This window comes from Pseudomonas mucoides (genome assembly GCF_015461845.1).
Lineage (GTDB): Bacteria > Pseudomonadota > Gammaproteobacteria > Pseudomonadales > Pseudomonadaceae > Aquipseudomonas > Aquipseudomonas mucoides.
The window spans coordinates 183,585-197,215 of the sequence record NZ_JACOPW010000007.1 but is presented as its reverse complement, the minus strand read 5'-3'; the positions used below and the strand labels follow the sequence as shown (position 1 = coordinate 197,215).

Below are 13,631 nucleotides of genomic sequence, written 5' to 3'. Positions count from 1 at the left end.
CTTGAAAGGTCTGCCTTAGCGCATTGATCAACGTATTGAAACGACCTTGCGATCCGGATTTTTTTGGATAGCGCAGACTGACAAATTGCCGCTAGCTGCCTTCTGAATGTGCTCACTCCACCAAGCCATCATTGGGCGCCGGCGCTCGATGTAGTCCGCCCTGTTGTAGGCGCTTCGAACTTCATCCTTGTCGACATGGGCAAGGGCGACTTCGATCAGCTCCGGATCCCAGCCATGCTCGTTCAGGATGGTGCTGGCCATAGAGCGCATGCCGTGGCTGACCAAACGGTCCCGGAAGCCCATGCGTTTCAACGCCATGTTGGCAGTCTGGCTGTTGGCGTGGGTACGCGGATTTCTGTCTGCCGGGAACACGTATTCCCTGTGTCCACTGTGGGGCTTAAGTGTCTCCAGCAGCACGAGTGCCTGGTCGGACAACGGGATGGTGTGCGGGCGACGCTTTTTCATGCGCTCCGGTGGAATGGTCCAGATGCGCTTGTCGAAGTCGATGTCTGCCCATCGGGTAGTCGCCGCTTCGGCAGGACGTGTCATGGTGTGCAGCTGCCATTCGATCAGGCAGCGGGTCGTTCTTTTGATGGCGGCATTCGCGATTTCGATCATGAGCTCGGGAAGCTCATCAGCTGGTAGCGCGGCCATGTTCTCTTTCTTGGGTTTCTTGAAGACCGCTCGAATGCCGCTGAGAGGGTTGGCAAAGATCATTCCGGAGTTGACCCCGTAGGTCATGATCTCGTTAAGGCGCTGGCTCACTCGCTTAACTGTCTCAAGGCTGCCTTTGGCCTCAATCGGACGAAGGAGCTTGATGACCATTGGGGCGCTGACTTCCGAGAGAGGCGTTGATTTCATGCTCGGAAAAACATGCAGTGTGAGGGAGCGCCAAATGTCTTCGGCATACGCCGGCGTGACGGAATCCTTCTTCAGCTCGAACCAGGCGGTTGCCACGTTCTCGAAGGTGTGTTCCGTTTCCGCTCGTTTGGCTTCCTGCAGCTCATTGCGCTGAGCTTTTGGGTCGATGCCCTGTGCAAGCAGCTCTCTGGCCTCAACGGTTTTCTTCCTCGCTTGCGCAAGAGAAACCTCGGGATAAGAGCCGAGTGCCATGTTGATTCGATTCTTCGTTACGGGATGCCTGTAGTTGAAATTCCACTGCATCGAGCGATTGACTCTGACTCGCAGCTGGAGCCCGTCGCCATCCGTGAGGACGTAATCCTTGTCTTTCGGTTTGACCGCCTTGAGCTGGCGGTCGGAGAGGCGGGTAGTTTGAGCGCACATGAGAAGTACTCCATGACACCTTTTGGTATTCCCAAGATTAGCGCCGGGTAGCCGGGAATACCATTGGGAATACCAAATCGCCTGGAACTTAAAAAACCTGGAAAGCCCCCCGCAGCCCTGATATCCCCGTATTTACTGGATTTCAGGCACAAAAAAAGACGTCCGTGGACGTCTTTAGATGATGAAGTGGTGGAGCCGGGGGGATTTGAACCCCCGTCCGCCAGTACTCCGCTGTCGGTACTACATGCGTAGCCGTTTCTATTAAGTTAACCCTCAGCGACCCGAAGGGCAGGGTGCTTTGGGCGAGTTGTGTAAGTTTTAGCCGCTTCGTCCACAACGTACTGCACGGCGATTCTGTTCTATATGACAATCACTTTGGGTTTACAGACATCCCCTGGTGATTGCTGGACCCGAAGGTACCAGAAGCTCAGGATCTAAAGCTGCTTACGCAGCGAGAGAGAATTCCTGGCCGTAGGTTTCGTCATTGGCAACTATAAGTAGTTGCAACAGTGGATTTACGAGTTCTGTTACCAACTCGGCATGCACCTAAAGTTTCGCAACCGGCGTCGAATCCTAAACGGCCCCGAGCCTGCTACTCGGTGAATCAAAGTGAGCAACAGGCCTGTGCAGTGTACGCCAACACGCTTCAGAAGGCCACCCGCAAGGTGGGCTTCGATTGATCATGGGTTGGTTCGTTGTTCAATTGGCCATCGCCAATGCCTGACTGGCCTCGGTGGCGCATTTTTTGTCATCTTTGGCGGCTTGTGACGCTTTGGCGCTGGCCAACAGTCTTTTGATCTCCGGCGCATTGGTGGCGGTCGCTGGCAGCGAATTCACTTTGGCTTCGAGCTCTTGCAGCTTGCTCGTACACAGGTTGTTGTCCGCAGCAAATACCGGAGAGGCCAACATTGCAGCGCAAATGAACAGACCAGCGAGTGCGGTACGTTTCATGGGTATCTCCTCGAGCGGATAGTCAGCCACGATTGATGGGCTTATCTAAAAGACTACGGCGCGGCACAGTAATTCGGTTTGTGCAAAAAAAGCTATGGAAAAACTGACTGATGGAAGCAATGGCGCTATAAGGGATTATCAAACCCCAAATGCACCAAAACCCGCAATTGGCGGGTTTTGGATGTGTATCGGTTAGAGCCAGCGTGCCAACCCGAAGGTCGGCCCAGAGCCGGGTTACTTCCCGCCTTTGTTCGCGTCCTTGATCATCTTGATGGTGTCATTGGTCTCGGCGATGCAAGCGTCAGTACCTTCCTTGGTGCCTTTTGCATGGTCCGCTTGGGCTTGCTTGACGGAGTCCGCTACCTGGTCAGCCATCTCCGCAGGAATCTGTGCCTGTGCGTTTTCGATGGTTTGCAGATTGACCGCGCATAGATCTTTTTCGGCGGCAAACGAGGGGGAAGCCAGCAGTGAGGCAGTAACGAACAGACCAAACAGTACAGAACGTTTCATGTGTATCTCCTTGAACTGAGGCCAGTCATTCTGACCATCAGGACGGGCTGCCGAGTGTTGGGAAGGTCCCACTTTTGCGGGACTTGATCAGTGGACTGCGGCGGCACGTCAGGGTTCTAAATTTTTGCTGTACTGCTGTCGGTTCTGGCAAGAAACACTAAAAAAAGCGCTTGAATGCGCCTTCCTTGAGGTCTTGCTCAGGTCGCCCTAGCCTGGGTAACGCGGTCCACCAGATAGACTAGCCCGTGGTAATCAATGCCGCCATGTTGCGACAGCCCGATCTCACAGGTGCGGCTGGTGGAAATCCCCTCGCTGCACTGCTGCACCGCGTCCTTGAGCGTTCTTAGCGAATGAGCGTTCAGTTCCGGCGTGGTGAAACCCTTGTCACCGGCAAACCCGCAGCAGTGAATCCCTTCAGGAATGACCACGGTTTTGCTGCACTTGCGCGCCAGATCAATCAACGCCTGGCTCTCGCCAAGGTGCTGGGTACTGCACGTGACGTGTACGGCAATCGGCGCTTCCTGCGGTGTGAAATCCAGGCGATCCATCAAATGCGTACGGATGAATCGCACCGGGTCGTACAGGTCCAGTCGAACGTCGCCCAGGTCCTGAACCAGCCGCAGCGTGCAGGGGCTGGTGTCGCAGTAAATCGGGTCGAGCCCGCCGCGACTGGCGTGCAGCAAGGCGCCGATCAGTTCCTGGCGTTTGTGTTCGGCCTGTTCGGCGTAACCTTTTGAGGCGAATGGCTGGCCACAGCAGAGGTTGTCCTGATTGTCCGGGAAGACCACTTGGTAACCGGCTTTTTCCAGCAGTCCACGGGTTTTGTCGTACAGCGACATCTGCTCTTTATCACCCGCCGCCGGGCCCATGACTCGCGACACACACGCCGCCAGGTACACCACCCGAGGGCGTTCGTCCGACACGGTCGGGCTGAAGCGAATGGCTTTTTCCGGCTGCGGCATGGCGTTGGTCCACTGCGGGACCTGCCCTTTGGACAGCTTCGTCAGCGTCGCCGACAGCTTCGCCAGGCGTGGCGCTCCCAGCAGCATCCGTGCGCCATTGGCAACGTGCAGGGTGAAACGCGCACCTTGCAGTGCCGTGGCGAAATTGCCTTCCAGCCAGTTGGCGGTTTTCGTACGCGTTGCGTTGCGGCTGCGGAGTTTTTTCACCAGCTCGCCGGTATTGATGCCGACAGGGCAGCGTTGCGCACAAAGACCGGTGGCCGCGCAGGTGTCGATGCCTTGATATTCGTAAGCGGCTTCGAGTTCGGTGGTATCAACGCCTGCGCGTTTTTTCGCCTGAATATCCCGCCAGATCACGATGCGCTGACGCGGGCTCAGGGTCAGGCCTTTCGACGGGCACACCGGCTCGCAGAAACCGCACTCGATGCACTTATCCACAATCTCATCGGCGGCCGGCAACGGTTTCAGGTGCTTGAGGTGGATCTGTGGATCTTCGCTGAGCACCACGTCCGGATTGAGAATGCCATTGGGGTCGAGCAGGCGTTTGAGCTGCCACATCAACTGGTAGGCATCGCTGCCCCATTCCAGTTCGACGAAGGGCGCCATGTTGCGCCCGGTGCCGTGTTCGGCCTTTAGCGAGCCACCGAATTCCACCGCCACCAACTGCGCCACGTCGTCCATGAACGCCTGATAGCGTGCGACTTCTTCCGGGTTGTTGAAGCCTTGGGTGAAGACGAAGTGCAGATTGCCTTCCAGTGCGTGTCCGAAAAGGATCGCTTCGTCGTAGTGATGTTTGTCGAACAGCTCGATCAGGCGATTGACGCCGATGGCCAGTTGTTCCACCGGGAAGGTCACGTCTTCGATGATCACCGTGGTGCCGGTTTTGCGCACGGCGCCGACGGCGGGGAAGGTGTCTTTGCGGATCGCCCAGAGGCGGGCGTTTTCCACCGGGTCTTCGGTGAAGTCGACCTGTTTTTCCATGGGGAACGAGGTCAGCGACGCCATGATCTGCGCCAGTTGTTCCTGCAGCAAAGTGGACGATGCGGCGCGGGATTCGATCAGCAGCGCGCAAGCATTGTTCGACAGCTGTTGTACGAAAGCGGGCATGCCGGGTTTGTCCTGTACCGAGCGCAGGCTGCGACGGTCCAGCAGTTCCACGGCCGACACCGGTTGGCTTTTCAGTACGGTCACGGCGTTGCAGCAGGTTTCCACGTCCGGGAACACGATCAGCGCCGAGGCCTTGTTCGGGTGATCGATCACCGTGTCGTAAGTCACCGCGCTGATAAAGCCGAGGGTCCCTTCGGAGCCCACCAGCAAGTGGCTCAAGATATCCACAGGCTCGTCGAAATCCACCAAGGCATTGAGTGACAGGCCGGTGGTATTTTTCAGACGGTATTTGTGGCGGATTCTTGCCGCCAGTTCGGCGTTGGCGCGCGTCTCGCGGCCCAACGTGGCCAGACGTTCAAGCAACGGGGCGTGGCTTTGTCGAAACGCCGCCACACTGGCCGCGTCTTCGGTATCGAGGCGGCTGCCATCGGCCAGCACCAGCCGAATGCCGGCCAGCGTGTGATAAGTATTCTGCGCCGTGCCGCAACACATGCCGCTGGCGTTGTTGGCGACGATGCCGCCAATTTTACAGGCGTTGATCGAGGCCGGGTCCGGGCCGATCTTGCGTCCGAACGGGGCCAGCCAGGCGTTGGCTTGTGCGCCGATCACGCCCGGTTGCAGGCGGATTTGCGTACCTTGGCCACGAATCTCGCGACCGTTCCAGTTATCCCCCAACACGATCAGCACCGAATCGCTGATAGCCTGGCCAGACAGGCTGGTGCCGGCGGCGCGGAAGGTCACCGGGACCTGATCCCGTTGCGCCAGTTTGAGCAGCGCCACCACTTCATCTTCGGACTCGACGCGAATTACCAGTTGCGGAATCAGCCGATAGAAACTGGCATCAGTGCCGAAGGCCAATGTCGACAGCGGGTCGTCGAAACGTCGCGCTTGGGGGATCAGTTGCTGTGCATCTCTAAGGAAAGCCGCCGGTAGACTCATTGGTCCTCCAGGATCAACACGACAAGGTCTTTCGGACCGTGCGCGCCGTAGGCGAGGATCTGTTCAATGTCGGCGGTTTTCGACGGGCCGGACACCAGCAAGGCGTTGGTCGGCATGCCGTGGGCCCAGTTGAATTCCTGCTGCACCTGATAGAAGTTGTCGCGAATTTCACTGGCCTTGAGCAGGGCGAAATGCACCGGTGGCACCAGGCTCATCAGGCGCGGCTCTTCCCGCGTCGGCCACAGAATCAGGCTACCGGTGGCCGCGATTGCGCCAAGGGTGCCGGTGAGGCTGGCCGGAGTCTCGTTGAACAACTCGGCTTTCCATTCTTCAATCGGGCGGTCGTAGGCTTTGAGCGCCGGCAGCCCCGGATTTTTCGCCCAATGCTGAGTGATGTGTTCCCCGTGAGGTGTAGTCGGCGCGATCAACAGGCTGGGCAACTGACGATCCTGTAACAACCGGGCCAGCAGCGAAGGCCAGCCTTCGCCCGATGTCAGGTGGATTTCGGTGTGCACCGCTTCCATCAATTTGCGCAGCTGCGGAATGCGTTGTTCAGCGGTGTAGGTGTAGGGCGCTGTCACCAGTTCGACGTCGAACTCGTCAGGCACCGGCGTAGTGCCGGTCAGACTTTTCCGTAACTTGGCGAGGATGTTTTGTCTGGCGCTCATCAACGGTCTCCCTGTTTGGCCAAATGCTCGCGGGCCATGTCGTGCAGTGAGCGGGCGGCGGGTTTGGGGGCGCTGTGGTTCTGCGTCCACGGGCCGATATGGTTCGGCGTGAGCGCGCGCAGCCGTGTGGCGAAGAAAACGAACAGCCGATACAACGTCGGCGAACTGTTGAGCTTCGCCCAGGCATTCCAGATGAACCGTTCTTTGCGCGAATACTTGCTGCCTTGGCCGCGCATGACTTGATGCGGGCTGTTCGGGGCTTTGACGTTCTCTTCCCGCAGGCGACGCAGCAATGCAGGGATCGGGATTTTTACCGGGCAGACCTCGCCACACGCACCACAAAGCGATGAGGCGCTGGGGTGGTCCGGGACTTTCGCCAGGCCGACCATGTGCGGCGTGATGATTTTTCCGATAGGCCCAGGGTAAACCTCCCCATAGGCGTGGCCGCCGATTCGGGTGTAGACCGGGCAATGATTCATACAGGCGCCGCAGCGGATGCAGTTCAGGGTCTGGCGCAGTTCGCTGTCGGCAAATGCCTGGCTGCGACCGTTGTCGAGCAAGACCAGGTGCACTTCCTGAGGACCGTCGAGTTCATGCGCCTTGCGCGGCCCGGAGATCATGTTGACGTAGGTGGTGATCGGAATGCCCAGCGCCGAGCGGGTCAGCAGTGACAGCAACGGCACCACGTCGCGCAGGTTTTCCACGACTTTTTCGATACCGGTCACGGCGATGTGCACCGGTGGCACCGACGTGGTCATGCGCCCGTTGCCTTCGTTTTCCACCAGCAACAGGGTGCCGGTTTCGGCCACGGCGAAGTTGACACCGGAGACGCCGATGTCCGCTTCGAAGAATTTCTGCCGCAAGACTCTGCGACCGATCTGAATGAGTTGGTCAACGTCCTTTGTGTATTCCACGCCAAGTTTGTCGTGGAACAAGGACGCGACCTGACCGGCATTCTTGTGGATCGCCGGCATAATAATGTGTGAAGGCTTCTCGTGGTCGAGCTGGACGATGTACTCGCCCATGTCCGATTCCAGGCATTCAATGCCTTGATCAGCGAGGAAATGATTCATCTCCATCTCTTCGCTGACCATCGATTTGCCCTTGATCACTTGCCGCCCCTCGTGAGCGCGGATGATCGAGAGGACGATGCCATTGGCTTCGTCCACCGTTTCCGCCCAGTGCACTGTCACACCGTTGCGGGTCAGGTTCTGTTCAAGCTGCTCGAGCAAATCGGGCAACTTGGATAACGTACGGGCGCGGACAGCATTGCCCAGCGATCGCAAATGTTCTCTTTCGTGGGCATCGCTGAAGGACGCTGCCCGTTTTGTCATCAGTGAATCCATCGCAGTGCGAAAGTTGTTTCGCAGTTGCTTGTCGTCCAACGCCTTGTGAGCCCGGGCACGAAAATCTTCGTCGACGCTGACCGTCGGAATAATCGTGGAAGTGCTCATCGGGCACCTCCGGTTCGCTGCCAGAGGAAACTGGCCAGGTGCTGGCCGCGCAATGCTTCCTGCTGTTTCTCCAGCGAGCCGTTGATGTTCATCAGGCAACCGCAGTCGGCACTGAGTACCTTGTGCGCGCCAGATTCCTTCAACGACCGGGTCTTGTCCGCCACCATCGCGCCGGAAATGTCTGGCATACGGACGCTGAACGTCCCACCGAAGCCACAACATTCGCTTTCGTGGTCGTGATTGACCCGCTCCACGTTGCTCAATTGCGCCAATAACTCGCGACCGTGCAGGTGGGTGTTCATTTCCCGGCGTGCCGAGCATGATGTGTGCAACGCCACTTTGACCGGCTCACCGCTGTCCTTGAGCTGCACCTTGCAGACAAACAGCAGGAACTCGGCCAGTTCGTACGTCCGGGCGGCGAGCGCCTGGACTTGCTTCAACGTGTCCGGCTCGTCCTTGAACAAGTCGGCATAGTGTTCGCGCAACATCCCGGCACACGATCCCGACGGCACCACCACCGGAAAATCTCCGGCGAACAGCGCCAGTTGCGAACGCGCCACGGTCCTTGCCTGCTCGGTGTAACCCGAAGTGTAGGCGGGTTGTCCGCAGCAGCTTTGCCCTTGTGGGTACTCGACACGAATGCCTTCGCGTTCCAGCAAGTGGATCGCGTCCATCCCGGCTTCCGGGTAGAACAAGTCCACTACGCAAGTCCCGAACAGGTACACCCGTGACGGTTTCTCGCTGGGGTATTGCCGAGGCTCGGGCAGTGGCGGGGCGACGCGGGTCGCGTTCGGCACAGCGTTGTAAAAAAGCTCGCTCATCAGGCGTGTCTCCGGGTGAGTCCCGGTTATCCGTCCGCTGAGGCTGCTGAATATAGAGCGGGAAGCTTTCAGCAGCCTTGCAGACCGGGTTGTGAATTGCTGACGCCGGAATCGTGGTCCGGCGTCGGTTTTTGCGTTTTAACCTGTAGTACTTAGTGCACCAGCATGCCGGTGAACCAATAGGCCTGAGCCAGGGTGATCAAGCCGACTATCGTTGCAAAGAATAGGCTGTGCTTGAGGGTGAAGCGGAACAGATCCGATTCCTTGCCCACCAAGCCGGTTGCGGCGCAGGCCACGGCGATCGATTGTGGCGAGATCATCTTGCCGGTCACGCCGCCGCTGGTGTTTGCCGCCACCAGCAACACATCGCTGACACCGATCTGGTGTGCGGTGGTCGCTTGCAACGAACTGAACAGGGCGTTGGACGAGGTGTCGGAACCGGTCAGGAACACGCCCAGCCAGCCGAGGAACGGCGAGAAGAACGGGAACGCTGCGCCCGTCGCTGCCAACACCAGCGCCATGGTCGACGACATGCCGGAGTAGTTGGTGACGAAGGCGAACGCCAGCACCATGCCGATGGACAGGATCGGCCAGCGCAGTTCGTAGAAGGTCTCTTTAAAAGTGGTCAGACCAGTTTTGAAATTGATCTTCAGCACCAGCATCGAGATCAGCGCAGAGAAGAAAATCGCCGTGCCGGTCGCGGAAATCGGGTCGAGCTTGAACACTGCCGGGATGGCCGTCGGGGCCGCCACGATCGGTGCCACCTTGATCACCATTTGATCCAGGTGCGGGATGGCGAAGTTGAACACCCAGCTGTACATCGAACCGCCGGCCGCGAACATCGCCTTGAACGGCTTCAGGGTCCAGATGGTGACGAGTACGGTGAGGATCAGGAATGGCGACCAGGCTTTGAAGATTTCACCGAGGCTATACGGCGAGGCCACGGTGGTGCGCGGCTGACCGAAACCACCGACGCTGGCGGTCACCACGGACGCCGAGACGGCACCGGCAATGTGTTGGCCGGCGGCGCGTTTCGGCTGCCAGACTTTCAGGAACAGGGTCAGGGAAATCAGGCTGACCAGGGCCGAGGTGATGTCCGGCAGTTCCGGGCCAATGAAGTTGGATGTGAAGTATTGGGTGATGGCGAAGCTCAAGCCGGCCACCAGCGCGGCAGGCCAGGTTTCCTTCACGCCGCGCATGCCGTCCATCATGAACACCAGCCAGAACGGCACGAACAGCGACAGCAGCGGCAGCTGGCGACCGGTCATGGCGCCGATCTTGAACGCGTCGATACCGGTCACTTGCCCGGCCACGATGATCGGGATCCCCAAGGCGCCGAATGCGACGGGCGCGGTGTTGGCGATCAGGCACAGGCCGGCCGCGTACAGCGGATTGAAGCCCAGGCCGACGAGCAGGGCAGCGGTAATCGCCACCGGTGCACCGAAACCGGCAGCGCCTTCGAGGAATGCACCGAAGCAGAACCCGATCAGCAACACCTGCAAGCGCTGGTCGTCGGTGATCGACAGTACCGAGCTACGGATCACTTCGAACTGACCGCTCTTGACCGTCAGTTTGTACAGGAACACAGCCGCCACGATGATCCAGGCAATGGGCCACAGACCGTAGGCGAAGCCATAACCGGCGGCGGCGAACGCCATGTCGACCGGCATCTGGAAGGCAAAGATCGCCACGGCAATCGACAACGCCAAGGTGATGCTGCCGGCCACATGGCCTTTGAGGCGGAACACCGCCAACGCCAGGAAGAAAAATACGATGGGGATGACGGCCGCGAGGGCGGAGATGCCGAGACTGCCGAGCGGGGTGTAGAGCTGTTGCCAGGTTTGCATATGGGGTGGCCCCTAATTGTTGTTGGTCAGGCACTGGGCAGCGTTCTTGGTTAATTGGTAATACCAATTTACAATCGCTGTTGGCTAGGGTAAAAGCCTTCTGTGCGGTGTGTCAATTTGCCGCCCTAAAACTTTTGTCGAATACGCCGTGTGTAATGCCGCTGACCGGCTTGATCGAGCGTCTTCCTGGCAGGTGCTGACGCCGCGCCAATAGGCCAGAATAGAGAGCCCGGCGAGCGGTCGGGATCGTGGAGAAGTGAGTTATGGGGTTTGATCAGATACGTCAGCGCCGTTTGTCTGACGATATTGTCGAGCGGCTCGAGGGGATGATCCTTGAAGGCACGCTGAAGTCCGGTGAGCGCTTGCCGGCCGAACGTGCACTGGCCGAGCAGTTCGGCGTGTCACGCCCTTCGTTGCGCGAGGCGATTCAGAAACTGGCAGCCAAGGGCTTGCTGGTCAGTCGTCAGGGCGGTGGCAATTATGTCGTCGATTCGCTGGGGTCGACCTTCAGCGATCCATTGCTGCATCTGCTGGAAAACAACCCCGAGGCGCAGCGCGATCTGCTGGAATTTCGTCATACCCTGGAAGCGTCATGCGCTTATTACGCGGCTTTGCGCGCCACCGATGTCGATCGCGAGCGGCTGACGGCAGCGTTTGAGGTGCTCCAGGACTGTTATTCGCGTCATGACGACGTGAGTCGGGCCGAAGAGGGCGCGGCGGACGCCAGTTTCCACCTGGCCATTGCGGAAGCCAGTCATAACGCGGTGCTGCTGCACACGATTCGCGGGTTGTTCGACCTGCTCAAGCGCAACGTGGTGACCAACATTGGCGGCATGTACAAGCAGCGCACGGAAACCCGCGACATGCTGATCACGCAGCATCGGGAGTTGTACATGGCGATTATCGAAGGGCGGGCGGAGCAGGCGCGGGAAGTTTCCAGTCGCCATATTTTGTATGTGCAGGAAGTGCTGGAAGAGGTGCGTCAGGAAGTGCAGCGCATGGCTCGGGCGGAGCGGCGCAAGGGGATGTAGTCAGCAAACGATCATTCCCACGCAGAGCGTGGGAATGATCAGGGTAGGAAGTTAATCTTCCTTGCCCTTGTTGCGCACCGCACGGGCCAGTTCACGACCGGCGTCGCGTTCGCGTTCGGTATCACGCTTGTCGTATTCCTTCTTGCCCTTGCCCAGTGCGATCTCGCACTTGACCATGTGCTTGCTCCAGTACCAGGACAGGCACACGCAGGCATAGCCTTTTTGCTGCACCGCGGCCGCCAGCTTTTCCAGCTCGCGGCGGTTGAGCAGCAATTTGCGGGTACGGGTCGGATCAGCGATGACGTGCGTGCTGGCCGTCATCAGCGGCGTGATGTGGCTGCCAAGCAGCCAGGCTTCGCCATCCTTGAGCAGCACGTAACTGTCGACCAGTTGCAGCTTGCTTGCCCGCAGACTTTTTACTTCCCAGCCGGCCAGGACCAGACCAGCCTCGAACTTATGCTCGATGAAGTAATCGTGTCGCGCCTTTTTGTTTTGCGCGATGGTCCCTGTTGGGTGTTTCTTCTGTTTAGCCATAGGGGCGGCATTATAGGGAGTTGCAAGCAAGTCGGCTACGGTATCGCTACGTGCTTGAGCAGGTTGATTGAATCCCGGACAATGCGGCCTCTTTTTTGAACGCTTGGGCGTGATAACGATGTCGACAGACAAGGTTTCTGTCCACGGCAGTTGGGCTAGCCGCTGGGTCTTCATACTCGCCGCGACCGGTTCGGCCGTGGGCCTGGGTAGTATCTGGAAATTCCCGTACATGGTTGGCGTTTACGGCGGCGGCGCTTTCGTGCTGATGTTCCTGGCCTGTATCGCGCTGATCGGCGTACCGGTCATGCTGGCCGAAACCCTGATCGGCCGTCGTGCCCGGCAAAGTCCGGCCAATGCCTTGAAGGTGCTGGCGCTGGAGGCGGGGCATTCGGGCAAGTGGTCCTGGGGCGCCTTCGCCGGGATGATCACGGCGTTGCTGATCCTGTCTTTCTATAGTGTGGTCGGCGGCTGGTCGCTGGATTACATCATCGACATGGGCCGTGGTGACTTCCAGGGTGTGACGCCTGACCAAGTCGGCGCGTACTTCGGTAATGTGATCGCCGACCCGTGGCGCCTGACACTTTGGCACACGATTTTCATGCTGCTGTCTGCCGTGGTGATCGCCAAAGGCGTGGTCGCCGGGCTTGAGCGCAGCTTGCGGATCATGATGCCGCTGCTGTTTGTGATGATCATCGTGCTGCTGGGTTACAGCATGACCACCGGGCATTTCATGGAGGGCGTGCATTTCATGTTCGACTTCCACCCGGAAAAAGTCCTCGACGGCTTGCTGCCCGCCATGGGCCATGCGTTCTTCTCGCTGAGCGTGGGCGTTGGTTCAATCATGATCTACGGCGCTTATATGCCGAAGAACTCGTCGATTTCCGGCACCGTGGTTGGCGTGGCACTGCTCGATACGTTCGTTTCGCTGGTGGCCGGTCTGGCATTGTTTCCGATTGTGTTCGCTGCGGGCCTGAACCCGAGCGAAGGCCCTGGCCTGATGTTCGTCAGCCTGCCTTTTGCCTTTGGTAACGTAGTGTTTGGCCAGTTGATGGGCGTAGTGTTCTTCGTGCTGGTCGCGGTTGCAGCCTGGAGTTCGGCGATTTCGCTGCTCGAGCCGATGGTCGCGTATCTGGTTGAACGCACCAAGGTCAGCCGCGCCTGGGTCACGTTCTGGCTGGCGTTTACCTGCTGGTTCGTTGGTCTGGGCACCGTGTTTTCCTTCAATATCTGGAAGCAAGCCAAGTTTTTCGTGAACGAAGGCGGGATGTTCCACCTCTACCAATGGGGCGCGGCCGGCGGCCTGGACTTCTTTGGTGTGATCGACTTTTTCACCTCGCGGATCATGTTGCCACTCGGCGGTTTGTGTTTCGTGGTGTTTGCAGGCTGGATCATGGGGCGTGAAGCGGTGCGCGACGAGTTGTCGATCCGCAGCCCGATACTGTTTGGCCTGTCCCTGTTCTTGATGCGCTATGTGGCGCCCATCGGCATTCTTGTAGTGTTTGCCGCCCAGCTGTGGAAGTGAC

Annotated in this window: 11 protein-coding genes and 1 other RNA gene; 2 read left to right on the top strand and 10 right to left on the bottom strand. The window is 58.7% G+C overall.

From position 1 onward, the window contains the following. Positions 1-27: 27 nt before the first annotated feature. The 9 genes from H8F22_RS25790 to H8F22_RS25750 all read right to left on the bottom strand — a co-directional run bounded on the left by H8F22_RS25790 (position 28) and on the right by H8F22_RS25750 (position 10,543). Entirely contained in the window at positions 28-1,284 is a 1,257-nt protein-coding gene (locus tag H8F22_RS25790; protein WP_194940825.1) for an integrase domain-containing protein, read from the bottom strand. A gap of 187 nt (positions 1,285-1,471) precedes the next feature. Beyond that, positions 1,472-1,869, bottom strand: a transfer-messenger RNA (tmRNA) gene (gene ssrA / locus H8F22_RS25785). Positions 1,870-1,983: 114 nt separating this feature from the next. Then, complete coding sequence (locus tag H8F22_RS25780) at positions 1,984-2,235, bottom strand: hypothetical protein (RefSeq protein WP_027924436.1); 252 nt, start codon at positions 2,233-2,235, stop codon at positions 1,984-1,986. 234 nt (positions 2,236-2,469) lie between these two features. Then, positions 2,470-2,745, bottom strand: coding sequence for a hypothetical protein (locus H8F22_RS25775; protein ID WP_194940824.1), 276 nt, complete (start codon positions 2,743-2,745; stop codon positions 2,470-2,472). Between the two features lie 197 nt (positions 2,746-2,942). Then, a complete protein-coding gene (locus tag H8F22_RS25770; protein WP_059181644.1) occupies positions 2,943-5,753 on the bottom strand; it encodes an FAD-binding and (Fe-S)-binding domain-containing protein in 2,811 nt (936 codons plus the stop codon). Continuing rightward, positions 5,750-6,421: a LutC/YkgG family protein gene (locus H8F22_RS25765; protein WP_194940823.1), complete on the bottom strand. Its 672-nt coding sequence runs from the start codon at positions 6,419-6,421 to the stop codon at positions 5,750-5,752. The genes H8F22_RS25770 and H8F22_RS25765 overlap by 4 nt, the downstream gene beginning before the upstream one ends. Beyond that, entirely contained in the window at positions 6,421-7,875 is a 1,455-nt protein-coding gene (locus H8F22_RS25760) for a LutB/LldF family L-lactate oxidation iron-sulfur protein (RefSeq protein ID WP_194940822.1), read from the bottom strand. The genes H8F22_RS25765 and H8F22_RS25760 overlap by 1 nt, the downstream gene beginning before the upstream one ends. Next, positions 7,872-8,696, bottom strand: a complete 825-nt coding sequence (locus tag H8F22_RS25755) for a (Fe-S)-binding protein (RefSeq protein ID WP_027924441.1) — start codon at positions 8,694-8,696, stop codon at positions 7,872-7,874. The genes H8F22_RS25760 and H8F22_RS25755 overlap by 4 nt, the downstream gene beginning before the upstream one ends. A 152-nt stretch (positions 8,697-8,848) precedes the next feature. Beyond that, the gene (locus H8F22_RS25750) at positions 8,849-10,543 is read right to left on the bottom strand and encodes a lactate permease LctP family transporter (protein ID WP_027924442.1); all 1,695 of its coding nucleotides are present in this window, start codon (positions 10,541-10,543) and stop codon (positions 8,849-8,851) included. Between the two features lie 263 nt (positions 10,544-10,806). Here H8F22_RS25750 and H8F22_RS25745 point away from each other — a divergent pair, with 263 nt between their 5' ends. After that, positions 10,807-11,574 carry a GntR family transcriptional regulator gene (locus H8F22_RS25745; protein WP_027924443.1) on the top strand — a complete coding sequence of 256 codons (768 nt, stop codon included), beginning with the start codon at positions 10,807-10,809 and terminating at the stop codon, positions 11,572-11,574. A gap of 51 nt (positions 11,575-11,625) precedes the next feature. On the opposite strand, the gene smpB is transcribed toward H8F22_RS25745, so the two are convergent. Further along, positions 11,626-12,108 (bottom strand): SsrA-binding protein SmpB, encoded by a 483-nt coding sequence (smpB, locus tag H8F22_RS25740; protein ID WP_027924444.1) that lies wholly within the window; start codon positions 12,106-12,108, stop codon positions 11,626-11,628. Between the two features lie 118 nt (positions 12,109-12,226). Here smpB and H8F22_RS25735 point away from each other — a divergent pair, with 118 nt between their 5' ends. Further along, the gene (locus tag H8F22_RS25735; protein ID WP_027924445.1) at positions 12,227-13,630 is read left to right on the top strand and encodes a sodium-dependent transporter; all 1,404 of its coding nucleotides are present in this window, start codon (positions 12,227-12,229) and stop codon (positions 13,628-13,630) included. Position 13,631: the final 1 nt, after the last annotated feature.